The sequence below is a fragment of the Paraglaciecola hydrolytica genome (assembly GCF_001565895.1).
GTDB lineage: Bacteria > Pseudomonadota > Gammaproteobacteria > Enterobacterales > Alteromonadaceae > Paraglaciecola > Paraglaciecola hydrolytica.
Genome location: NZ_LSNE01000007.1, coordinates 393,441 through 416,531, shown reverse-complemented (window position 1 = coordinate 416,531; position 23,091 = coordinate 393,441). Strand labels below are relative to the sequence as shown.

Below are 23,091 nucleotides of genomic sequence, written 5' to 3'. Positions count from 1 at the left end.
CTGAATTTGCGCCAAATATAGTAAGTCAAATCGTGGCAAAAAAACCAAAACTCACACATCAACAAAAACGTCAGGTTTCTGATAACCGTAGTCGTCGAATTGCCAATAAAAAATCCACTGTGGATTTAGACGATGCGCAATTAGACGAACAACAATCCGGCAAGGTCATTGGCCGTTTTGGCAAACATGCCGACGTAGAAGACTTACATGGTGTAATCCATCGCTGTCATATCCGCCGCACCATCGACAGCGTGGTATGTGGCGATGACGTATTATTCCGCCCCGGCAAAGATGCTGTTTCAACTGTGGCTGGCGTTATCGAAGTCGTCAAAGATCGTAAAAGTGTACTCACCCGCCCCGATTATTATGATGGGCTAAAACCCGTTGCCGCCAATATTGATCAAATCATTATTGTTAGCTCAGTGATCCCGAGCTTGTCATTGAACATAATCGACCGCTATTTAGTGGCTTCTGAAGACGTAGAGATCACGCCGGTGATCTTGCTTAACAAAGTCGAATTACTCAATGAACAAGAACGTAAGCTGGTAGAAGAACAGTTAGATATCTACCGAAAAATTGGCTATCAGATCGTTTACACCAGTTGCAAGACCTTATGTGGCATGGACGAGCTTTCAGTCTGCTTGAAAGATAAAACCAGCGTATTTGTAGGTCAATCCGGGGTAGGTAAATCCAGTCTGATCAACGCATTGTTACCCGAGGCTGACGAAGCCATAGGCGATATTTCCGATAACTCAGGTTTAGGTCAACACACCACCACGACCGCCAAGTTATTACATTTTGAACAAGGTGGTACGTTGATTGACTCACCTGGGGTCAGAGAGTTTGCCTTATGGCATTTGCCTGTCGAACGTTTAACCTATGGTTTTAAAGAGTTTCGTGATTACCTCGGTGGCTGTAAATTTCGTGACTGTAAACACGCTACAGATCCTGGTTGCATCATCAGGCAAGCCGTCGAAAATGGTGAAATCAGTGCACAGCGCTTTGAAAATTATCATAAAATTCTTAGCAATATGGACGAATTGCGCCCCTCACATATCAAAGTTTAGAGGTCAACCAGATACACTATTTCAATACTAGCATATAGCCTAATTGACTTAGGAGGACTGCGACAATAGCGTCGATTAGGTTACAATCCCAAGTGGATCCCTCTATATCATTTTAAGGTGTTACTTTGTTCGATTCGTTAAAAATTGCCCTGCAATATATTTTGCCTAAACATCTATTATCCCGTTTAGTGGGATGTTTAGCCGCTGCTCAAGCAGGTGCCTTAACTACCGGTTTAATCAAACTTTTTATTAAACAATACCAAGTCAATATGGCCGAGGCTCTGCACTCGGATCCTGAAGACTACAGCTCATTTAATGCATTTTTCACCCGTGAGTTAAAACCGGGCATGCGTCCTATCTGTGACGGCGACAACCAGTTGGCTTTACCCGTTGATGGCGCAGTCAGCCAGCTTGGTGATATCAAACATGACAGCATTTTTCAGGCTAAAGGGCACGATTACAGTTTAACCACTTTGCTGGGTGGCAAACCTGAAGTTGCCTTGCCGTTTAAGGATGGTAAATTTGCCACGATCTACTTATCGCCCAAAGACTATCACCGTATTCATATGCCACTTGATGGCACCTTAACAGATATGTTGTATGTACCAGGTGAGTTGTTTTCAGTTAGTCCTTTAACGGCCCAGCGTGTACCCGGCTTATTCGCCCGTAACGAAAGAGTGGTAGCGATTTTTGATACTGAAATTGGTAAGTTTGCCATGGTATTAGTAGGTGCAACTATTGTTGCCAGCATCGAAACTAAGTGGGCAGGTACTGTCTCTCCGCCTGCGGGTAAAAACGTGCAACACTGGCAATATCCAACAGAAGGCGAACATGCAGTACACTTGAAAAAAGGTGAAGAAATGGGTTTATTTAAACTCGGTTCAACCATTGTCGCTTGTTTTGAAGCCGATAAACTGGAATTTGCCGACCTAAACGAAGGCGATCCAACCCGCCTTGGTGAGATTTTTGCCACGATAACGAAATAAATCGTGGATCCCGTAAAGAAAAGTTTGTGGTCACTACATATAACCGTAGTGCTGCTGGGAGCTACCGCACTTTTCTCTAAAATCATTCCCTTATCTGCCACTGACATCACTTTTGGCCGCGCTATCGTGGCTTGTTTAATGTTGTTTTTTATCGTTAAAATCAGTGGCGGTAAAATTCGTCTAGGCAGTGTTAAAGACTATATAGTTGCACTCACCCTAGGTTTGTTAATGGCTGCACACTGGGTGAGTTACTTTGCCGCCATGCAATATTCATCGGTATCAGTAGGAATGATTGCCTTGTTTACCTTTCCGGTGATTACAGTATTGCTTGAGCCCTTTTTTGAAGGAATAAGGCTGGTCTGGCAAGACTTACTTAGTGCACTTGTGGTGTTGTTTGGCATCTATCTCATTGTGCCTGAGGTCAGTTTAGACAACGACGTGACCCTAGGTATCATGATTGGCATTGCTTCAGCGCTGTTGTATGCATTTCGAAATCTCATCATGCGTAAGTACTTTTCTCACTACTCGGGCTCTTTGTCGATGGCCTATCAAACCCTGATCATCGTGTTGTGTCTGAGTTTTTTTGTCAGCCCCGCAATCAGCCAAGCCAGTCAGCAAACTTATATTTGGTTAGCGGTACTAGGCACCTTTTTAACTGCTCTACCCCATACTTTGATAGCCACTAGTTTAAAACATCTACGCGCTAAAACCTTTTCATTGGTTGCCTGCATGCAGCCACTTTACGGGGTAATACTGGCTATTTTGCTGTTAGACGAAGAGCCCACGTGGCAAACTTTATGTGGTGGCTTACTGGTTATTTCTGCCGCAATATACGAAACTATCAATGCCCAAAAACTACATAATAAAGAAAAATAAATGCTCATCTTTGCCCATCGTGGTGCCAGCGCCGACGCTCCCGAAAATACCCTAGGAGCCATTAAACTTGCACTAACTCAGCAGGTCGATGGTATTGAGATAGATGTACATCAAGTCGAACAAGAACTGGTGGTTATCCATGATCGCTGGGTACACCGCACCACTAATGGCACAGGTCAATTACCCCACTACAGTATGAATCAATTGCGCACATTGGATGCTGGGCAAGGTGAAAAAGTACCTACTTTGTGGGAGGTGATGCAGCTCATTGCTGGGCAATGCATGCTCAATATTGAAGTTAAAGGTTTGAAGGATGTTGCGCTAGTTATCACGCTAATTAACAAAGCCCAAGCTGAGTTAGGTTTTAAACAAGAGCAATTTATCGTTTCGTCTTTTGATCATCATTTATTAGCTCAAATCAAACAACTCTCGCCCACACTAAAAATCGGTGCACTTACTGCCAGCAAACCCATTGATTATGCTTTGTTTGCAGCAACGCTTGGAGCTTATTCAGTTAACGCGGATATCACCTTTTTAGATCAAGCCTTTGTTGATGATGCCCATCAAAGAGGTTTACAGGTAATGGTTTATACAGTGGATGAAGCGGAAGATCTTGAAATGTTATATCACTGGGGAGTAGACGGAGTATTCTGTAACTCACCAGCTAAAGCTAAAATGTTTATTAACTCAATTCGCTCTGGGTGTTAGCACAGCTCGTTTCACAGCTGCGACACGTTCTACACATTTTAATATTGGCTATATGGGCAAAGACAATCAACATAGCACCGACCGCAATGGTAAAAGGCTCATAACTGTCACCAAACATGCCTTTGTTCCAATAAATCAAACCACCTAAAGCTAGACTGTATAAAGGATAAAGCTGACGGTGATAACGATAAAAACCTGATAACAAAGCCCAAAAGCCGATGATCATCGACATGGACAAAATGGTTTTTTCAAACCAATTTTGTGCAAAAAAGCTCGCACTGACCAAAGGAATCAAGGGGATCAAAATAGGCAAAGACAAACAATGTACAGCACATAAGCTTGAAGCCCAGATGCCGAGTTTGTCTAAAAATGATCTGTCGCGCGTATTTTGCGGAGAAGTTTGCCTAGTAGTTTGCATCGGTCGTAGCCCTGCCTTAAAGAAACGTTATAATATAACATTACCCGACAAATGCAAATAGTTGTTTGCTAAATTTAACTACGTAAACTTAGCAATCAATGGGCTTAGCAGTTTCATTGTTAACAATACCAAACCTCCTGCGATAAGCCCTATCAGGCCTTCACTGATGATCGGCAATACACCAGCAACAATATTGATGTCTTGCACGCTATGATAAAGAGGCTCAAGTAAGTGGTGCAAAAATCCAATGCTATGCACCAAGATCCCACCCCCGACTAAAAACATCGCGATAGTGCCAACGATAGCTAAGGTTTTCATTAATAAGGGAGCGATGATCAACAAACCACGCCCAAGTCCACGTTTAAGTGCACTAAAACTACCACTAATAGACTGGCGTAAAAAGTACAGACCTAAGTCATCTATCTTAACAATGGCGGCTACCAAGCCGTACACACCTACAGTAATTGCCAGTGCTAATAAGGTTAAAACGGTTAACTGAGTTGTAAACGGACTTTCCTGCACTGTGCCTAGAACTATCACTACAATTTCAGCCGACAAAATAAAGTCGGTTCTGATGGCACCTTTGATTTTATCTTTTTCTAATGTTACCAAATCGATTTTAGGATCAGCGATGGCTTCAAGTTTTTGTTTATGTTGCGCTTCTCGTTCGTCCTTACTATGCAAAAAACGATGAAAGACTTTTTCAAATCCCTCAAAACATAAATACAAACCACCGATAACCAATAGTACGGTTACCAACCAAGGCGCAAAGGCACTAATGAGTAAAGCAGATGGCACCAATATTATTTTGTTAAGCAAAGAGCCCTTAGCTACCGCCCATACCACAGGTAACTCGCGCTCAGCCTTAACTCCTGAGACTTGCTCCGCGTTTAACGCAAGATCATCACCTAGTACCCCTGCGGTCTTTTTTGCCGCGACTTTAGATAACACTGCCACATCGTCCAATATGGTGGCGATATCATCGATTAGAGCCAGTAAATTTGCGCCTGCCATAGCAATACTCCTGTTTATTTTGCCGTGTTAGCCGAACCAAAACTTTGGTTACCTTGGCTAACATGTTTTTCGTCATTACGTATAAAGTCGCCGAGCTTAACTAAGCTAATCCCTTGAGCCTCTAACAAGGCTAAATTATCATGCAGAAACTCGAGTGTTTGCGGATAAGGATGCGCAATAGCCACAGCTCTGCCGTGTTTTTTAGCGAGCCGGACCAATCGATTAAATTGCATTTCGATGTGGCCCACATCGGCTTGATGATCTAAAAATACATTGCGTTTAACCGCCATCACCCCAGTCTGACGTGCTATGCGCTCGGCTTTACTTAAACTGGTAGTGCGGCTATCAACAAAATACAAACCCTGCTGCAATAAAAACTCCATCATCACTGCCATAGGCTGATCCAATTGTGTCAGTTTGCTGCCCATATGATTATTAACACCGCTGGCATAGGGCACGGTATCTAAGGCTTGTTGCAACAGTAAGCGCATTTGTACTGTGGTCATATTAGCGTTTAAGGAGTTGTGCTCTTCTTTAATGCCGGCGATTGATTCCATTGGCATATGCAGGATCACTTCTCTGCTTTGTTCGCGGGCTCTTTCAGAAAATTGTTTAGACAGGACTTTATTTGGCAAGATGGCAAAGGTGACTTCAGCCGGTAATGCAAATGCTTGGGCATCCTCATCTTTATTGCCCATATCGTCAATGATTAAGGCAATTTCAGCCAGTTGAGCGTGAGCCTTAAACGATAAACACAAAACCAAGATGATAAGCAGCAAATGTTGCATTGTTATTTTTATTATCTGCCTGAATGAAAAGGATAGTCACTAACAAGGTTTGATTATAAAGACCTAAGGTAAATTTACTAGCTAAGAATACTAAGGGCTTTTCGGTATGGGCTTTATAAATTTAACCAAGCTGTAGGATTAACCGGTTGCCCCTTATGACGTATCTCAAAATACAAATTAGGATTAGTTTGACCGCCACTTTGCCCGAGTAAAGCCACGGTTTCTCCGGCCTCAACGATATCGCCAGCCTGTTTTAATAAAGCTTGATTATGTCCATAAAGACTCATAAAACCATCACCATGATCAATGACTGTGACTAAACCAAAACCACGCAACCAATCGGCATACAAGACCTTACCTTGATACACGGCAATGACTGGGCTGCCAATCTGGCCTTTAATGACAATGCCCTTCCATTTAATTTGCCCCTGACGGATACGGCCGAACATACGCATCAATTCACCTTCGGCAGGGATTAACAATTTGCCTTTAACCCGACTCAAGCCAGAAAACGTCTGATTCTGTTTTTCGCTATCACGTTGCGCTTTAGCTAAAGCATCTTGTAGGTTTTTTTCGTTTTGCTGCAGTATCTCAATCTTTGCTTCATCCGATTCAATCGCAGAGCGAATGTTAGCTAGAGTTGTTTCTCTGCTGGCTTGTTGTTTAACGAGTTGAGCTTTCTGCTCTTTTTGCTCTGACTGCAATTGTGCCAATTCTTGCTGTTTACTGGCTAATTGAGCGTTAACCTCTTCCAACTCTGAAATAAGCACTCGAAACTCATCAATTTTGTGACGTCTTTCATTATTTAAATATTGGTAATAGGTAATAGTACGTTCAAAGTTGGCGGCATCCTGCTGGTTGAGCAACATTTTGGCAAAATCGTAATTACCTGTCATGTAAGCGCTTTTGATTAACTTGGCCAAGCCTTCCTGTTGCTGAGCAATTTTCTGCTGCACATCTTGTTGCTGTTTACCTAACTGCTTACGTTGGGTTTTGTTTTCTGCCAACGAATTTTCGGTCACGCTTAAAGCCTTAACCGTTTTAGCCACACTCACTTCGGCATATTCAAGCTCTTGTTGCAGTTTTTTGGCGCTTTTTATTTGCTCAGCAACCTGCTGTTGTTTTTCTTTAATTTGTTGCTGAATGCTTTGTAAATCTTGTGCTTGTTGCGCCCAACTCACATTGTTCAGCCAACATGAGCAAAACAGCAAAGCCAGAAAGCACCTCAATTGAGGTGCTATTTTTTGCTGCAATGTGATCAATAACGGCAAGTCACTAAACCAAGGTAACAATAGGTTTGCCGGTCATTTCTTGAGGTTGTGCCATACCCATTAGGTGCAACATAGTCGGTGCCACATCACTTAAGGTGCCACCAGAGCGCGCAACAGTATGACGGCTGCCAACATGGATAAACGGCACTAATTCACTGGTATGGGCGGTATGCGCTTGGCCGGTTTCGGCATCTTGCATTTTTTCAGCGTTACCGTGATCAGCAGTAATCAAACAGTCACCATTATTACGCTCAATGGCGGCAACCACTCGACCTATGCAAGCATCAACGGCTTCACAGGCTTTCACTGCTGCATCAAAGTTACCGGTATGACCAACCATGTCACCATTGGGATAGTTACATACGATCACATCAAATTTGCCCGAATCGATGGCAGCCACTAATTTATCGGTTAGTTCGGTTGAGTTCATTTCTGGTTGTAAATCGTAAGTCGCGACTTTAGGAGAGGGGATCAAAATACGCTCTTCACCTTGATACAATTCTTCGCGGCCACCGCTGTAAAAAAAAGTCACATGAGCATATTTTTCAGTCTCTGAAATACGTAACTGGGTAAGATGATGTTGCGCCAGCCAATCCCCCATCACATTAACCAAGGGAACTGGCGGATAAGCACTGGGGGCATCAATGCTATCTGCATATTGTGTCAGCATCACAAAAGCGCTGAGCTTGATATGTTTGGTTTTAGCAAACGCAGCAAAATCGTCTTCAACAAAAGGACGGCTAATTTCACGAGCGCGGTCGGCTCTGAAGTTCATAAAAAACACAGCATCACCATCTTGCATTGGCACGGCATCACCTATCACCGTAGCTTGCATAAACTCATCGTTTTGTTTACGGGCATAAGAGTTTTCTAAACCTTCTACAGCACTATTTACTTGATGCAATCCTTGTCCTTGGGCAATCACTTCATAAGCTGCTTTTACTCGATCCCAGCGCTCGTCTCTGTCCATGGCATAATAACGCCCCACTAAGGTAGCGGTTTTACCCACACCTAAAGTCTTAAATACTTCATCTGCAGCAAGTAACGAAGCTTTGGCACTTTGTGGTGGCGTATCGCGGCCATCTAAAAAGGCATGTAAATACAGTTTTGTGGCTCCGCGTTCGGCGGCCATTTTTAATAAAGCAAAAATATGTTCTTCATGGCTGTGCACACCGCCTGGCGACAACAAGCCCATCACATGCACGGCTTTGCCCTGGCTAATCGCTTTGTCCATGTTTTCAACAAGTACAGGGTTGGCAAAAAAGTCGCCATCTCTAATGGCTTTGGTGATACGGGTAAAGTCTTGATATACCACCCGCCCTGCACCTAAATTGACATGGCCCACTTCAGAGTTACCCATCTGTCCATCAGGTAAACCCACATCCATGCCCGAGCCTGAGATCAGGGTATGGGCATACTTGGTTTTTAAACCGTCTAATACCGGCGTATTAGCATGAGCAATAGCATTACTATCCAGCTCTTCGCGATATCCCCAGCCATCCAAAATAATAAGTGCAGTAGTTTTTTTATGTTGACTCATGTTGTGTCTTCCCAAATTTGTATCTTAACTAATATTATCCTGTGGTATGCGCTGCGTCACGAGCAAATCCTACGAAAAACCAAATGCTTAGCCATATCTTATTCCTCTGTGGCGAATACAACTGCCTACAGGGCTGGCTTTGGGGTGCAAAATCTATATACTTTGCACTCTTTTTTTCTAGGCAATTATAAGTAGGGTAAGCATTTATGGATCAACTGATTGAATTCGCAACGAATCATTATGTATTAGCGGCTATATTTGTGGCGCTATTACTTGCGTTGATATTTTCATTTTTTGCCAGTGCATTTTCTAAGTTAAAAGAAATCAGCACCCATGAAGCAACTCTCTTGATCAACAAAGAAGATGCAATGGTTTTAGACATACGTGCAGTCGCCGAGTTTAAAAAGGGCCACATTCTGGGCGCGAAGCAAGTAAAACCAGAATTGTTAAATAAAGGTGACTTCTCTAGCCTTGAAAAACAAAAAGCCACACCCATTATTGTGGTGTGCGCAATGGGGATGACAGCAAAACGTACCGCATCGCAGATGCTTAAAGCCGGTTTTGAAAAGGTAACTGTGCTAAAAGGCGGTATGAATGCATGGCAAGGTGCGAATTTACCCACCACTAAATGATAAGGTACTAGCGTGAATAAAGTTGAAATCTACACTAAAGGTCATTGCCCTTATTGCCATAGAGCCAAAGCATTGTTGGCAGAAAAAGGGGTGCCTTTCGAAGAATTTAAAATCGATGTGCAGCCTGAATTAAGAGCAACAATGATCCAGCGCGCAAAGGGTGGTTACACTGTTCCGCAAATTTTTATCAATAATCAACATATAGGCGGTTGTGACGACATGTTTGCCTTAGAGTCGCAACACAAACTCGATAGTTTACTCGCCATTTAACTCAAATCTAATAATAGGAATCACCTCATGGCTGACGAAAATAATATTAACGACGCTGCTGCGCAGCCAGCAGCAGCGACTGCTCCACAATTTGCCATTCAACGCATTTACACTAAAGACATTTCGTTTGAGACACCTAACTCACCCGATATCTTTAAAAAAGAGTGGAAACCAGAAGTACAGCTGGATTTAGATACACGCAGTACCAAGATTGAAGACGATCTTTATGAAGTAGTATTGTCTGTTACTGTTACCGCTAAAGTCGGTGAAGAAACCGCGTTTTTGTGTGAAGTACAACAAGCCGGTGTATTTACTATAGGTGAAATGCCAGAGCAAAACAAAGCACATATGATGGGTGCATTTTGTCCTAATACTTTGTTCCCATATGCCCGTGAAACCATTTCTAACTTGGTTAACCGTGGTACTTTCCCAGCGCTTAACTTAGCCCCGGTTAACTTTGATGCGATATTTGCAGCTTATCTGCAGAAACGTGCTCAGCAGGCTCAAGAAGGCCAACCCGCTAAACTAGACGCCTAATAAGGTTTGAGTTAGTGAAACAATCCGTTTCAGTGTTAGGGGCAGGCTCTTACGGTACTGCCCTTGCTTTTTGTCTTTCCCGTAATGGTATCCCTACCTATTTATGGGGCCGTGATGCGCAACAAATGCAAAACATGGCGGCGGATCGCTGTAACAAACGTTATCTACCCGACGCACGTTTCCCTGAGGCTTTACAAATAGTCACTGAACTTAAACAAGCCGTTGAGCTAAGTGACGATTTATTAGTTGTGACTCCCAGCCACGGGTTTTCCGCTTTATTAACAGCAATTAAACCCATGCTGCACGCTAATCATCGCATCATCTGGGCGACTAAAGGTTTGGAGCCTGAAACCGGCCGTTTATTACAAGAAGTGGCCTTAGATATCTTAGGTGCTGACATCCCATTGGCAGCAATCTCAGGCCCAACTTTTGCTAAAGAAATGGTCGCCGGTTTACCCACCGCCATTTCATTATCTTCAACCGATGATCAATTAGCAGAAGATTTTGCCAATAAACTACATTGTGCCAAATCTTTTAGAGTCTATAAAAACAATGACTTTATCGGCATTCAATTAGGTGGCGCGGTAAAAAATGTAATTGCCATCGGGGCAGGACTAGCCGATGGACTGGGTTTTGGCTCCAACGCCAGAACTGCATTAATTACCCGTGGTCTGGCTGAATTAACTCGCTTAGGTATAAAGCTTGGCGCGCGCCCCGAAACATTTATGGGTATGGCCGGATTGGGTGATTTGGTCTTAACCTGTACCGATAATCAAAGTCGTAATCGACGTTTTGGATTGGCCTTGGGCAGGGGCTTAAGCATTGACGAGGCTATAAAAGAAATTGGGCAAGTAGTAGAAGGTTATCAAAACACCAAAGAAGTAAAAATTCTGTCAGCCCGTGTGGGTGTTGAACTCCCAATTTGCGAACAAATCTATCAAGTCTTATATCAGAATAAATCCCCTAAAGAAGCTGCTTTAAGTTTATTAGGTCGCGACCAGACTTTTGAATAAACCAAGGTCTACTTGAAGATAAGCAGGCTCAAACTCAAATTGTGATCTGACTGCAGGGTTTACAAAATTAATCTAATTAGACTAATTATTATGCTCCATATATTGTTGCATATCCTCAGCAAAACAAGGTTTAGCAAAATAATAACCTTGTGCAATACCACAACCCAATTCATGTAATTTGTGGGCTTGTTGTTCGGTTTCAATGCCTTCAGCAATGACTATTTTTCCCATACTATGGCACATAGAAATTAATCCCTGCACCACCAGTTCATTGCGCTTGTCATCCATCATCGAGGCTACAAAGGAACGGTCTATCTTTACAAAATCCACATCCAGCTCACGCAAATAGGCAAAGGAACTCATACCCGTACCGAAGTCGTCAATAGAAAGTTTAACTCCTAAGTTGCGCAAGTCTGTAAAGGCTTTCTTGGTCACTGTTATATCAACCATAGTGGCACTTTCAGTCAGCTCTACTTCCAACAAGTGGGCTGGCACTTTAAATTGCTCTAACTGCTCCTTAATAAAGGGGACTAAGTCTATATCAGCTAAATTATACACAGACAGATTGATTGAAACAGGAATAGTCTTACCCGTTGCTAGCCATACACTAACTTGGCGCACCGCTTCGTTAATCACTAAGCGACTAAAACTATGAATAATGCCACCTTGCTCGACCAATTCAATAAACGAATCAGGGCTTAACAATCCTTCCTCAGGGTGTTGCCACCTAGCTAAAGCTTCAGCTCCGATTAACTTACCATCTGGTAATGACACCTTGGGTTGATATACCAAAATAAATTGCTTTAACTCAACAGCGCGACTCAATTGCCCGCGCAACAAAACCTGTCTTTCACTAAATTCTGGCAACTGTTTTTGGTAAAATTCCGCTCCTATGCGAAACTTCTTCGCTTGAAACATAGCGATATCTGCGTGTTTAAGTAATGTGTCAAGATCCGTTCCATCGCTTGGGTAACAAGCAATACCAATACTGGCTCCCACTTCAAATTGTTTGTTCGATATTTGCACTTCACGGCCACAACAACTCAATATCTGCGACACTATTGGCATGATCAATTGTGGATCAGCAGTGTTTAACCATATAACAAAAGCGTCACTACGATAACGAACCAATAAGTGGTGTTCGACAAGTGTAACTTTCAAACGTGACGCTAGCTCATTGAGTAACTCATCGCCAGTAGCATGACCAAAGGCATCAATTACATCTTTAAAATTATTTAAATCTATCATCAACAACGCGCCATGCGGTGTGGCTAATTGATGCGGTTTAACCGATTGTTGTTCAATTTGGGTGGTAAAAAACTCGGTTAAATAAGTTCGGTTTTTTAATCCGGTTAGCGGGTCATGCATAGCTAAATAAGCCAATTTTTGGTTATTAGCTTCAAAGCGCTTAGTAATAATGGCGGCCATGGCGAGAGCCGCCCACACAGCCAGCCAAAATGTTAAAAAAGCAGTGATTGACAAACGATTAGCAATATAATCGAGAGCTTCATCTAAACTACTTATTTTGCGTACAATAAGTAAAGAAAAGGTGTTGGCTGAATTGCGCTGGAATTGCCAAAAAACATGTTGATTATCAATCTCTGTTGCACCATCCGCTTGCAAGGGAAATCCCAGATTACGAATTACATTTTCAATCTCAGTTGTATCGAGGGTATCGCGAATTTGTAGTGAGTGATTATTAGAGGACAGTTTGAAGGACACAAAGTCGGCATCCAGATTTTGGTAAACACGATTTTTTAGCACCTTAGAAAACAAACCCTCGGGTTTATTTTGCTCACTGTCTAAGGCCTCTAATTCCCTAAAAAACCAATTAAACTGTTTATTAAAGGCTTTTACTTCAATTGACTCAGCTAAGTCACTGGTTAACCGGTACGCCACTACAATAAAAATAATGGATACCGCAATGGCTAAGCTGAGAGAGCCTATAATTAACCGGCGTCTTAGACTGTTATCGGAAAGAGAAGGTTCTAAATTGGTTGACATTTCCTATGGCTAACTCAGCGCTTAAAAGTACTAATATTGGCTAAACGGTAGACAGGGCACCAACCGATAGCAAAGGAAATTAAGTTTAAAACGGCAAAAACCAATATTAGGCTTTGCAGCAATACATCGCCTATTTGTTCAGCCCAAAAAATGGCAAATACGATTAAAGCGACACTCAAAATGCCTCTAATAACACGATCGGCAAGACACAAATTCTTATTTATTAAGCTCATAAAGTGGTATTACTCCTAGATATTAAACGGTTTACGTTACAATACTAATTTAGTCTAAGGACGTCCGTGGATCGCTAGGAGTAAACCTACATTGTGGTTTAGGTTTAGGTTTAGGTTTAGATTTCGTATTTATCTTTCATTAAATAACCATAGGCGGCATCAAAGGCTATTTGTTGAAACCCTTTCAAACCCGTTTCTGCAAAAGGCACCGGTACAGGGTTACGTTTGATGGCTTCTTTAATGACAGTTGGCGCCATGATGACGGTGTCGACTTCTAGGATAAGCTCTAAAGCCGCTTCTAATTTAAAGCCCACAGCTCCACCAGCAAACTTACCTTTCATGGGGCGTTCACGGACTACGATTTTATCAATTTTATAATCTTGTACTAACTTAGCGAAGGTCGCTTGAAAGTAGCGTAAGTCTTTACTTGTGGCATTTTTAGGCAAGGAGATTTTACGCGCCCGACAATCAGGAATTTGAAATAATTCATTATCCAAAGATAATAAACAGACATTTGCATCATTTGCACTTAGTTCTACACCAATCACTTTCATATTTTGCTCAATTATTTTAAACATCAACAGTTTGGCGCATTATAAACCAAAAAGTATAGAGCTTCGCCTAGAATTAGGTACAACTATCTATTTGTTAATTCTCAAGTTTGAATGCCATCATTTTTTGTTACTAAGTAAGGTGAACATATATCTTCATCTAAACTCCAGTGTGATGTTTTTGATGGGTATGTTTATTCATTTCAGCTAGTACTAAGCGAAACTTTGCTGAAGGATAAATGTACTAAGAAGGCCTAATTTTATCAAGATTAAAAAAAGGACCCCAAAAGCCTTGCGGCTTAAGGAGTCCTAACGGGACACATTTTAATAAAATGAGTAGTTAAAGTTCAGCATGTAAGAAGGGCCAAACTGACGACGTAAGGTCACTATGCCATTATCGTCGACGGTCTCTTCGTCAACATCAGTCAAATTAGTACCTTGCAGCGACACTCGAAGGCCATTTAGATAATCAACATCTGAGTCTTCAAAGTCATAAGATATTTGCGCGTCAACTAGGGTTACACCATTACGCGTAGCCGTTTCAATTTTATTCGAGCCACCACGTTGATAAGTGGAGTAACTTGAACGATCGGTGCCCGCCACACGAACCTCAAAACCACCCATGGCGTAATAAGCCGTCAATGAATAAGTTTTGTCTGACTGACCTGGGATAGGAGAACCATCTTCCAGCTCAGCACTGAGAATAGTTGCAGAAGCAGCTATACCAAAACCATCTAGGGCATCAGATAGCACATTCATCGGAATGTTAGCGGTTAACTCAGCGCCTTTAACTGTGCCTGTTAAACCATCTTCAAAGTACGAGAAAGTGCCAAAATCAGGCGGAGTAACGGTATCACCGGCGTTGTATTGCACATTAGCAGGGCCGTATAAACCGCTGTTTGTTACCTCTCTGTCATGGAAACCAGGGATAAAATAATCGGCGCCGTTGTTGGTTTCATCGTTACGGAAGTTAATCATCAGATTGCCATCCCGCGTCCAATTAACTAAGTCTTTGTAAAATACCGCTAAAGAAATATAACCTTCTTCTTCGAAGTAATTTTCAAATGACACATCAAAGTTATTGGACTCTAAAGGTTTAAGTAAAGGATTACCGGCAAACTTAGACCACGGAGAACCATATTCAGTTACTGCCGCTTGAGAATTAGGAATAGCAATTAAATCAATGTTTTGGTCAAACTTCACAAAACCAGAGGCTTTCATTTGATCAATGCGCGCTCGACTGATGGTTTTGTTGGCTGCCACACGTAAAAACTTGTTATCTGCCACTTCAACACTCAGGTTGATACTAGGTAAGACATGGTTATAAGTGGTGCCTAGTGTGGTTTCGCAATCTGTATCAATCTGTTGGTTATTATCAGCATCACATACGGCAAAGTTGGCACCCACGACACCAGTGTAACCTGAGGAACTTTGGTCCGTTTTGACGTATTGCAAACCTAGGTTACCCATTACTGGAAAACCCGCAACTTCAGTTTCAAAATCGGCTTTCACATAAAGCGTGGTGACTTCTTCATCCACTTTATAAGTATCACCTAAGCGGTCTGGCTCTAATAAACCCGCATCATTAAGGGTATAAGTACCATCGTTGTAGGGCGCAAAACCATCATAGGCCACGACATAACCTAGACCTGCCCAAGTTAAATCAGCTAAGCCCTTATATAAATAGGCAGTAGGGATAGCGCTTGAGTATGGGTAATCATCTGCGGTAGCAAAAAAACCTTTGTTTTCTTTATCTTTATAACGATCACTAAGGTTTACACCGGCTGTTACTTTGGTGAAAAAATCGCCTTCTAACAAACCAACAACTTCAAATTTAACTGTGGTTAATTTTTCACTAAAATCCGCATAGTTTAAGAAACCATCTTGCGCGTTAAAATAACTGTAGGGGTCGCCATTGGCTTTTAGTACATCAGTTTCAAACTGCGACGCCAAATTAGCTAAACCACCACCCCATTCTTGCGGACCTGCAAGTTGCAGAGCCGCTGGATCTGAGAAGGCATCAAGCCCGCTAGAATTAGTAAAATACACACCATCCGCGCTCATTTCGAAAGTACGAGTGCCAAACTCATCGCTGGTTAGTGCACCATTACGCGCCAAACCAGCATAAGACTCGCCACGTAGATCACGTTTAGTGGATTTGCTGTTAGCCAGATCAAATTCAACTGACCAATTGTCATTAACATGGTAGTTAAGGTTTAAGCCATAAACTTTTAAATCGCCGTCTTTTTGCGCAGGGTCGGTACGTAAAACTGGGTTAACACCGACTTGTGTGCCAGTCGTATTGATACCAGAGCCACTTACGTTAGTGGCATTAAAAGGTTCGATAAAACCACGTATAACGCCAGAATCAGAATAATCGATGTTTAAGGCATCCACTATGATGTCTAGATTGTCAGTTGGTCTGAACTGTAATACGGCTGAAACGGTATCACGCTTTAATACGGTACTGATTGCTTGAGTATCTAAGCCACTTGGGGTTATTTGCCCTGCATCGTTTTCGCTATAGCCCCATACACCATATTTACGTTGGTTATTGGGTGATTCTGAGGTAGCCAAGGCAACAGCCAAACCAATAGTATCGTCGGCAAACTTTTCAACGAATGACAAAGATAAACGATGGCCTTTGTTATCAAATTCTGGGTTATCAGCATTACTGCCGCTAATTTCATAATTGCCGTTTAGGGTTAGGGTTTCTTGTGCTTGTAGTGGACGAACGGTTTGTAAGTCCACTGTACCACCGATGCCTTGCACCATAAGAGAAGCATCAGTGGTTTTATAAATTGTAGCGCCAGTCATGATTTCAGAAGGATACAAATCGTATTCAACACCACGGTTATCACCGATACCGATTAATTCACGGCCATTTAATGAGGTGCCTGTAAAATCTTCTTTAAAACCACGTACCGAAATACCAGAAGTACGGCCACCCACTCGCTCACCTGACAAACCTGGTAACCTTGATAAGGATTCAGCAATGGACGAATCAGGTAACTTACCAATATCTTCTGCTGAAAGTGCTTCGACTATAGAAGCATTATCTTGTTTAACCGCTTGCGCTCTAATGAGTGAGCCACGAATACCCGACACCGCAATAACTTCTACTGAATTATCATCGCTTACTGGTGTTTCTTGCGCGACTACTGCCCCGGTCAACAAGGCAGTAGAGATGGCAAGACTGAGCATTGCAGGTTTAAATTTATGTGAATTTTTCATTATGTATCCTCGCTTCATGTCCTGAAAACTATTTCTATTTGTTAGCACCAGTTAAAAGTACGTTACAAATATGTAAAGATCAAGCAATTTGATAAATTTTCTTAATTGATTAAGATGCTGTTTATGTACGCATTATTATTCTTTCATTAAAAAATCTTAAACGAGTAAACATGAAAAATAACAATACACTCACATAATAACGCGGGCAATTTATCAACCCAAAAGGCATCTAATATTGAGAGTTAGGCCTTGGCTAAGATTAATGCCAATCCCCCCATCAAACCTGAATGTCCTCCTAACCCAGGCAAACAGATGATGTCTTTTAAACCTATTCCCTCGGGGAAAATGACATAATTAGCTAGAGATTGCTGAGTGTAGCCTATGACCTTATTTAACAAGCCTGGTTTAGCCATCACTCCACCACCCATTACTATTTTTTCGGCGCTGTAGCCCAGTATCAAGTTTTGGCACAGTCGCGCCAATATTTTAGCTTGTATATCCCAAGCCATATGATCATCAGCTAAGGTTTCTGCTGGTTGTTTCCAAATTCTGCCCATGGCCGCACCAGAAGCCAAGCCCTCAACACAGTTACCATGAAATGGGCAAGTACCCTGAATGCCGTCAGGAGGTTGGATCAACATATGGCCGATTTCAGGATGAACTAATCCGTGCACTGGTAAACCATTAATAACAACGCCACCTCCCACCCCCGTACCTACGGTAATGTAAATGCTAACAGTAGTTTTTTGCGCTGCACCCCAACGATATTCCGCTAGGGCTGCCGCATTAACATCTGTATCTATAAACACCTGGCACTCTAAGCTTTGTTCTAACATGGCCACAATAGGTGTATTACTCCAATACAGCTTAGGCGTACCGGTAATATAACCGTAAGTCTTAGATTTTGGCGCTAAGTCTAAAGGACCAAAACAAGCTAAACCAAGCTGTTCAAAAACATAGCCTGCTGCCATTTGTTGTTTAAAAAAGTCGATAACATGGCCGATAGTTTCATCTGGTGTAGTGGTATCAATTCGTGTTTGCGCATAGATGTTGAGATCAACATCAACTATTGCACAGTTAAATTTGGTGCCACCCGCTTCAATGACTGCGTAATACTTATGTTTTGTCATACTGCATTTTGTCCGTACTCAGAGGTTTCAATTTCTGCTAATCGTTTTTCGGTTGGATTATATAAATAGTTGTAAAGTAGCCCTACAAATAGCAAAGCTGTAAAGACAGTGGCGACTATAAAGCCATACTTTGCATCTCCACCGTAAGCATCACTGACCACGCCCATAATAAAAGGGCCTGCCGCCGCGCCTGCCGCGGTGAAAAACAATATTACCCCAGCCACAGTGCCATGTTCGTGTTTGGGAAAACAACTGATGCCTTTTGAATTAAAGGTGGGATAAATGACTGACATAAAAATGCCGGTTAATGGAAAGGTATATAAGGCAACAGACTTACCGCCGACTAATCCTGCAATAAAACACAGCATAATTGCCAAGCTAAACAAGGCTAGCACCAAGGACCAGTTTAGCCGCTGCATCATCCATATACCTACAAAACGGCCCACTGCGCGTAGTGAGAAAAAGACCGAAACAGCATACATTGCCAGCCATTTATCTGGGCCTGATGTATAACAAGAAAAAGTCGCAGCTACATCTTTGGCATCACACACGAGATAGCTTGGCATCCATACATAAATAGCACTTTCAGCGGCTACATATAAAAAAGCCCCCACAGAAAAACCCATTGCATAAGGATTACCGAGCAACTTTAAACTGCGGGTCATATTGATCGGTTCTTTAGGTGTGCCCCCTAATGAATGAGCAGGATAATCAGCTTTCCACGCTAGTACGATCAAGAGAGTACAAAGCCCGCCCGCAATCACATACAGTAATTTCCAATCCACACCTTCGCGAACTAACCATGCCACAAGCAAAGGACCAATGATCGCACCAAAACCAAAAAAGGCCTCGGCACCATTCATTATGCCGGTGTGCTCTTTAGTTGAATGGGAAATATCACCAATAAGCGCCAGTGCTGCGGTTTTAAATACACCCACCGCAATACCAGAAAGAGTAATCAAGCCTAAAATAAACGAAAAGCTATCACCTACCAAAAAGAAATAACAAGATAGGGCAAACAAGGACAAACCCAAAATAATGGTATTTTTTCGACCAAATTTATCGGCTAAAAAACCGAGAAACAAACCTGAAAATGCAATGCCGATCATAAATAATGAATGCATCAGACTAGCTTCAGTATTAGTCACATCAAACTCTCTTTTCACCTCTTTGATGATCTCACCCACTGAATCAGAGGTCATGGCAAACATCATAAACATCAAATAGGTAAGCCAGCGTATCAGGGTATTGTTATTAGGGGCTTTTGCAGCAATCATCAATTAACACCTTAGGTTGCATAACAACATTATAAATTGGACTAAAGCTAATAAAGTAAGCTAAACCTTTGTTGCTGTATCGGGTTTAAATATCATTCAAAAATGCTGACCCATGCAGTACCACACAATCCACATAGTTACAGTCATATTTCGATCCGTTAAAAACAATATACTTAAACGTTTAAGCCTTGTAAATATAAATTAACAAAAAAACAACAAAAACCAAACCCCAACAAAAATAAACGTTAAATTTATTTACATTTATTGCCAAACATATTATTAATTTAGGACAGACTTAAAAACTTAAACGAATTAGATACATTAATAGACCTAATTATGAATATACTTTTAGAAAGCCAACGTTGTTTAGATCGCCTCCTTGCTGATGAGTCTTGGCCGCAGATGTCACAAGCGGCGCGAAGCGTATTTGAAATACGCTTACGCAAGGAATTTCCAAAGTTGTTTGCCAATTTATTTGCATTGTATGGTCATCGCTATGACTTTTATTATTATCTACAGCAATTATTAGCAAGCTTAGCTCAGGCTTATCATGAACGCCCCAGAGCGCTAAAACTCAAGGACAAACAACGACAAGTTGACCCTCATTGGTATCAATCAGAAGACATGTTAGGCATGGCTTGTTACGTGGACTTATTTGCCGGAAATATAAAACAACTCAAAGCTAAAATTCCCTATCTTCTTGACTTAGGCGTGACTTATTTGCATTTAATGCCTCTTTACGATTCTCCCAAAGGGGATAGTGATGGTGGTTATGCGGTGTCTGACTATCGTAAAGTAAACGAGCAACTGGGCACTGTCGACGATCTTAAAGAATTGGCAAAAGCCTTAGAAAAAGCCGGCATCAGTTTAGTCTTGGATTTTGTGTTTAATCATACCTCTGATGAACACCGCTGGGCTAAAGCGGCGCAAGCTGGCGAGCTTGAATACCAAGAATATTTCCATATGTTTGATGATCGCACTATACCCGATCAGTATGAACAGCATTTGCGCGAAATTTTCCCCCAAGTAAGACGTGGCAATTACACTTGGAATGAGAAAGCTAATAAATGGGTGTGGACCACCTTTAACAGTTTTCAATGGGATTTAAATTACGCTAACCCAGCGGTATTTAACGCCATTACTGAAGAAATGTTATTTCTGGCAAATCTAGGCTGTGAGGCTTTACGTCTAGACGCTCTGGCCTTCATTTGGAAAGAAATGGGTACTAATTGTGAAAACCAAGACAAAGCCCATACCCTTATTCAAGCTTTTAATAGCTGTTTGCAAATCACTGCGCCAGCAGTGGTATTTAAGTCAGAAGCAATAGTCCATCCCGATGAAGTGCTCAAATATATTGCTAAAGATGAATGCCAATTATCCTACAACCCTTTATTAATGGCCTTAATTTGGGAGAGCTTAGCCACCCGTAATACTCAGTTACTGAGTCAATCCATGCGTAAAAGCTTTACTATCTCGCCTGACTGCGCTTGGGTTAACTATGTTCGCTGCCACGATGATATTGGTTGGACATTTGATGATGAAGTTGCACAAAATCTTGGTATTAATGGTAGTGATCATCGTCAATTTTTAAACCAATTTTACACTGGTCGTTTTGAAGGTTCCTTTGCCAGCGGTGTGGCCTTTGCCGAAAACCCCAGTAATGGCGATTGCCGAGTGTGTGGTTCATTAGCATCTTTAGCTGGTTTAGAGAAGGCGATTCAAGCCAACAATCCACAACATATTCAACATGCGATAGCACGTATTTTAATGATCCATAGCATCATTCTTAGCATTGGCGGTGTGCCTTTACTTTATTCCGGTGATGAGCTGGGATTGTTAAATGATTACAGTTACCAGCAGGACAGCAGCAAGCAACATGATGATCGTTGGGTGCATAGGATTGGATTATCAGATCAAGCCTTGCAACAAGCCAGTCATCCTCAGTCTGCACAATTTGCTATTTCGCAGGGCTTAAAAAAGTTAATTAGCTTGCGCCAAGAACATGCCATATTCGGCCAAAGTGCAACGACAATTATTGACGCTGACAGTTCGCATGTTTTTGCTTTTAATAGACAAAATAATGCAGGTGAGCAGCTATTAGTATTATGTAATTTTAGCGAAAGTCCGCAACAATTGAGTAGTCAAATATTGCGCTCCCTAGGCAGTCAATCAAGCAAAAATATTATCAATGAGCAAACGCTGATAACCAACAACTCGCATATTGAATTGCAACCTTATGAGGTGATGTGGCTAGTGAAAAACGAACTACAAACAGCTTAATCTAGGTTAATCTTTTATAAGTTACTCTGCAAAACAGCACAAAAAGGTTTTGTAGAGTAAAGCTTATTTACAACTCTGCCTCACCACTAAACGAGTTTCTAAAATACGCTTTTCGTTCATATTGCCTTCCAGCAGCATTCTTGCGGCTATGCGGCCCTTTTCAAGACTTTGCTGACACACAGTGGTTAGGGCGGGAGTACTACGCGACGCCTCAGGTATATCATCGAATCCTGTGACTTGTAACTGCTCAGGAACAGCAATATTCAATTCGTGAGCTACCCGCAACGCAGCTAAGGCGATTACATCACTCATGCACAGTAATACATTGGGTAAAGGGTTGGACGTCAGCGCTTCGCGCGCAGCAATTTCTGCTCTTTCAGGCGAGTTGATGGGAATATGCCAAATTTTATCTGCTGAAATGTTTGTGCCTTTATCCTTAGCTGCGCGTAAATAGCCAGCCAAACGTGAGCGTGAAATCTCCTTACTTTGGCTGACTAAATCTTCAGAAACTAAGCGACACACTCTGGCAGAATCAATCAAACGCAAGCCCAATATCGCCACTTGACTACTATCATCTTTACTTAGGGCGTGGCTAGCAATGGCATAAGCGCCCTGCTCATTGTCGATATTGACAGAAGCCGTCTCAGAAAACTCAAAATCAACGGCAACAACCGGTTTACCGGTGCGTAATATATGTTCAAAGGCATTACCTTGTAATGCGCCATACAAAATAAAGCCATCAGGCAAGGTTTCGGCACCACTTTGCTCGGCTGAGCTTACGCCATTAGATAACAACAACAATTGTTTCTTCTGCTCAACTAATACCTCTGCAATACCTTGCATAAGTTGATTCGCCACAGGATCAGAAAAGCTATAACTGAGTGAATCAGCTAACATTACACCGATTACCCCAGACTCACCACGGCGCAAAGAACGAGCCGCTAAACTGGCGCCAAAATAACCCAACTCAGCCGATTCTTTCAGTATTCTGTCACGTAATTTTGCAGATAGCTGATCTGGACGATTAAAGGCATTTGACACTGTGGCGGTTGATACTCTCAACTGCTCAGCGACTTGTTTAAGATTTAATTTTTTTTTGATAAAAATGTCTCAAATAAAATACGCAGGCGATGCCTCAAGCTTACCTAACACAGACATTATTGACTACCCGCAAATTACGACTTATGCAGATCTATTAATAAAAAGATGTTGCTTGCAGACTAGAGCTTACCCATGCTGAATGTTTATACTAGATTTTAACC

21 protein-coding genes are annotated in these 23,091 nt (G+C 42.0%); 9 read left to right on the top strand and 12 right to left on the bottom strand.

All coding sequences use genetic code 11. The annotated features are described in order from the left end of the window. The first annotated feature begins 32 nt into the window (after positions 1–32). From rsgA to AX660_RS15575, 4 genes are all read left to right on the top strand, one after another. Entirely contained in the window at positions 33–1,067 is a 1,035-nt protein-coding gene (gene rsgA / locus AX660_RS15590) for a small ribosomal subunit biogenesis GTPase RsgA (RefSeq protein ID WP_068378566.1), read from the top strand. Positions 1,068–1,192: 125 nt separating this feature from the next. Then, positions 1,193–2,053 carry an archaetidylserine decarboxylase gene (gene asd, locus AX660_RS15585; RefSeq protein ID WP_068378564.1) on the top strand — a complete coding sequence of 287 codons (861 nt, stop codon included), beginning with the start codon at positions 1,193–1,195 and terminating at the stop codon, positions 2,051–2,053. Between the two features lie 3 nt (positions 2,054–2,056). Further along, the gene (locus AX660_RS15580; protein WP_068378561.1) at positions 2,057–2,929 is read left to right on the top strand and encodes a DMT family transporter; all 873 of its coding nucleotides are present in this window, start codon (positions 2,057–2,059) and stop codon (positions 2,927–2,929) included. Beyond that, positions 2,930–3,637, top strand: coding sequence for a glycerophosphodiester phosphodiesterase (locus AX660_RS15575; protein ID WP_068378559.1), 708 nt, complete (start codon positions 2,930–2,932; stop codon positions 3,635–3,637). On the opposite strand, the gene AX660_RS15570 is transcribed toward AX660_RS15575, so the two are convergent. From AX660_RS15570 to gpmI, 5 genes are all read right to left on the bottom strand, one after another. Next, complete coding sequence (locus tag AX660_RS15570; RefSeq protein ID WP_068378557.1) at positions 3,612–4,055, bottom strand: MerC domain-containing protein; 444 nt, start codon at positions 4,053–4,055, stop codon at positions 3,612–3,614. The genes AX660_RS15575 and AX660_RS15570 overlap by 26 nt on opposite strands. A 78-nt stretch (positions 4,056–4,133) precedes the next feature. Further along, positions 4,134–5,069 carry a DUF808 domain-containing protein gene (locus AX660_RS15565; RefSeq protein WP_068378555.1) on the bottom strand — a complete coding sequence of 312 codons (936 nt, stop codon included), beginning with the start codon at positions 5,067–5,069 and terminating at the stop codon, positions 4,134–4,136. A gap of 14 nt (positions 5,070–5,083) precedes the next feature. Beyond that, a complete protein-coding gene (locus AX660_RS15560) occupies positions 5,084–5,857 on the bottom strand; it encodes a divergent polysaccharide deacetylase family protein (protein WP_068378553.1) in 774 nt (257 codons plus the stop codon). Between the two features lie 113 nt (positions 5,858–5,970). Then, positions 5,971–7,038, bottom strand: coding sequence for a murein hydrolase activator EnvC family protein (locus AX660_RS15555; protein WP_407669394.1), 1,068 nt, complete (start codon positions 7,036–7,038; stop codon positions 5,971–5,973). 94 nt (positions 7,039–7,132) lie between these two features. Further along, positions 7,133–8,668, bottom strand: coding sequence for a 2,3-bisphosphoglycerate-independent phosphoglycerate mutase (gene gpmI, locus AX660_RS15550; RefSeq protein WP_068378550.1), 1,536 nt, complete (start codon positions 8,666–8,668; stop codon positions 7,133–7,135). Positions 8,669–8,874: 206 nt separating this feature from the next. Here gpmI and AX660_RS15545 point away from each other — a divergent pair, with 206 nt between their 5' ends. The 4 genes from AX660_RS15545 to gpsA are packed head-to-tail and all read left to right on the top strand — an operon-like array spanning position 8,875 to position 11,120. Further along, positions 8,875–9,300: a rhodanese-like domain-containing protein gene (locus tag AX660_RS15545; RefSeq protein WP_068378548.1), complete on the top strand. Its 426-nt coding sequence runs from the start codon at positions 8,875–8,877 to the stop codon at positions 9,298–9,300. Positions 9,301–9,312: 12 nt separating this feature from the next. Continuing rightward, entirely contained in the window at positions 9,313–9,570 is a 258-nt protein-coding gene (gene grxC, locus AX660_RS15540) for a glutaredoxin 3 (RefSeq protein ID WP_068378546.1), read from the top strand. Positions 9,571–9,597: 27 nt separating this feature from the next. Then, on the top strand, positions 9,598–10,107 hold the full coding sequence (gene secB / locus AX660_RS15535) for a protein-export chaperone SecB (protein WP_068378544.1): 510 nt from the start codon (positions 9,598–9,600) through the stop codon (positions 10,105–10,107). A gap of 14 nt (positions 10,108–10,121) precedes the next feature. Further along, positions 10,122–11,120 (top strand): NAD(P)H-dependent glycerol-3-phosphate dehydrogenase, encoded by a 999-nt coding sequence (gpsA, locus tag AX660_RS15530; RefSeq protein ID WP_068378542.1) that lies wholly within the window; start codon positions 10,122–10,124, stop codon positions 11,118–11,120. 81 nt (positions 11,121–11,201) lie between these two features. Here gpsA and AX660_RS15525 read toward each other — a convergent pair whose 3' ends face one another. From AX660_RS15525 to AX660_RS15500, 6 genes are all read right to left on the bottom strand, one after another. Further along, positions 11,202–13,124 carry a putative bifunctional diguanylate cyclase/phosphodiesterase gene (locus tag AX660_RS15525; RefSeq protein WP_068378540.1) on the bottom strand — a complete coding sequence of 641 codons (1,923 nt, stop codon included), beginning with the start codon at positions 13,122–13,124 and terminating at the stop codon, positions 11,202–11,204. 14 nt (positions 13,125–13,138) lie between these two features. Beyond that, positions 13,139–13,357: a YgaP family membrane protein gene (locus AX660_RS15520; RefSeq protein ID WP_068378538.1), complete on the bottom strand. Its 219-nt coding sequence runs from the start codon at positions 13,355–13,357 to the stop codon at positions 13,139–13,141. A 116-nt stretch (positions 13,358–13,473) separates the two neighbouring features. Beyond that, entirely contained in the window at positions 13,474–13,911 is a 438-nt protein-coding gene (locus AX660_RS15515) for a DUF3010 family protein (RefSeq protein ID WP_068378686.1), read from the bottom strand. Positions 13,912–14,232: 321 nt separating this feature from the next. After that, positions 14,233–17,142 carry a TonB-dependent receptor gene (locus AX660_RS15510; RefSeq protein ID WP_068378536.1) on the bottom strand — a complete coding sequence of 970 codons (2,910 nt, stop codon included), beginning with the start codon at positions 17,140–17,142 and terminating at the stop codon, positions 14,233–14,235. A gap of 242 nt (positions 17,143–17,384) precedes the next feature. Beyond that, positions 17,385–18,272: an ROK family protein gene (locus AX660_RS15505; RefSeq protein WP_068378534.1), complete on the bottom strand. Its 888-nt coding sequence runs from the start codon at positions 18,270–18,272 to the stop codon at positions 17,385–17,387. Continuing rightward, positions 18,269–19,492: an MFS transporter gene (locus tag AX660_RS15500; protein ID WP_082768951.1), complete on the bottom strand. Its 1,224-nt coding sequence runs from the start codon at positions 19,490–19,492 to the stop codon at positions 18,269–18,271. The genes AX660_RS15505 and AX660_RS15500 overlap by 4 nt, the downstream gene beginning before the upstream one ends. 393 nt (positions 19,493–19,885) lie before the next feature. On the opposite strand from AX660_RS15500, the gene AX660_RS15495 reads away from it, so the two are divergent. Further along, positions 19,886–21,829 (top strand): alpha-amylase family protein, encoded by a 1,944-nt coding sequence (locus AX660_RS15495; RefSeq protein WP_068378530.1) that lies wholly within the window; start codon positions 19,886–19,888, stop codon positions 21,827–21,829. A gap of 63 nt (positions 21,830–21,892) precedes the next feature. Here the strand turns inward: AX660_RS15495 and AX660_RS15490 are convergent, their stop codons facing one another. Further along, positions 21,893–22,930 carry a LacI family DNA-binding transcriptional regulator gene (locus AX660_RS15490; RefSeq protein WP_068378528.1) on the bottom strand — a complete coding sequence of 346 codons (1,038 nt, stop codon included), beginning with the start codon at positions 22,928–22,930 and terminating at the stop codon, positions 21,893–21,895. Positions 22,931–23,091 lie beyond the last annotated feature (161 nt).

Bases quoted from the DNA above. Each gene is read 5' to 3' on its own strand.
- AX660_RS15575 (WP_068378559.1), top strand. From the start codon at position 2,930: ATGCTCATCTTTGCCCATCGTGGTGCCAGCGCCGACGCTCCCGAAAAT.
- AX660_RS15570 (WP_068378557.1), bottom strand. From the start codon at position 4,055: ATGCAAACTACTAGGCAAACTTCTCCGCAAAATACGCGCGACAGATCA.
- AX660_RS15565 (WP_068378555.1), bottom strand. From the start codon at position 5,069: ATGGCAGGCGCAAATTTACTGGCTCTAATCGATGATATCGCCACCATA.
- AX660_RS15560 (WP_068378553.1), bottom strand. From the start codon at position 5,857: ATGCAACATTTGCTGCTTATCATCTTGGTTTTGTGTTTATCGTTTAAG.
- gpmI (WP_068378550.1), bottom strand. From the start codon at position 8,668: ATGAGTCAACATAAAAAAACTACTGCACTTATTATTTTGGATGGCTGG.
- AX660_RS15545 (WP_068378548.1), top strand. From the start codon at position 8,875: ATGGATCAACTGATTGAATTCGCAACGAATCATTATGTATTAGCGGCT.
- secB (WP_068378544.1), top strand. From the start codon at position 9,598: ATGGCTGACGAAAATAATATTAACGACGCTGCTGCGCAGCCAGCAGCA.
- AX660_RS15525 (WP_068378540.1), bottom strand. From the start codon at position 13,124: ATGTCAACCAATTTAGAACCTTCTCTTTCCGATAACAGTCTAAGACGC.
- AX660_RS15520 (WP_068378538.1), bottom strand. From the start codon at position 13,357: ATGAGCTTAATAAATAAGAATTTGTGTCTTGCCGATCGTGTTATTAGA.
- AX660_RS15515 (WP_068378686.1), bottom strand. From the start codon at position 13,911: ATGAAAGTGATTGGTGTAGAACTAAGTGCAAATGATGCAAATGTCTGT.
- AX660_RS15510 (WP_068378536.1), bottom strand. From the start codon at position 17,142: ATGAAAAATTCACATAAATTTAAACCTGCAATGCTCAGTCTTGCCATC.
- AX660_RS15505 (WP_068378534.1), bottom strand. From the start codon at position 18,272: ATGACAAAACATAAGTATTACGCAGTCATTGAAGCGGGTGGCACCAAA.
- AX660_RS15500 (WP_082768951.1), bottom strand. From the start codon at position 19,492: ATGTTTATGATGTTTGCCATGACCTCTGATTCAGTGGGTGAGATCATC.
- AX660_RS15495 (WP_068378530.1), top strand. From the start codon at position 19,886: ATGAATATACTTTTAGAAAGCCAACGTTGTTTAGATCGCCTCCTTGCT.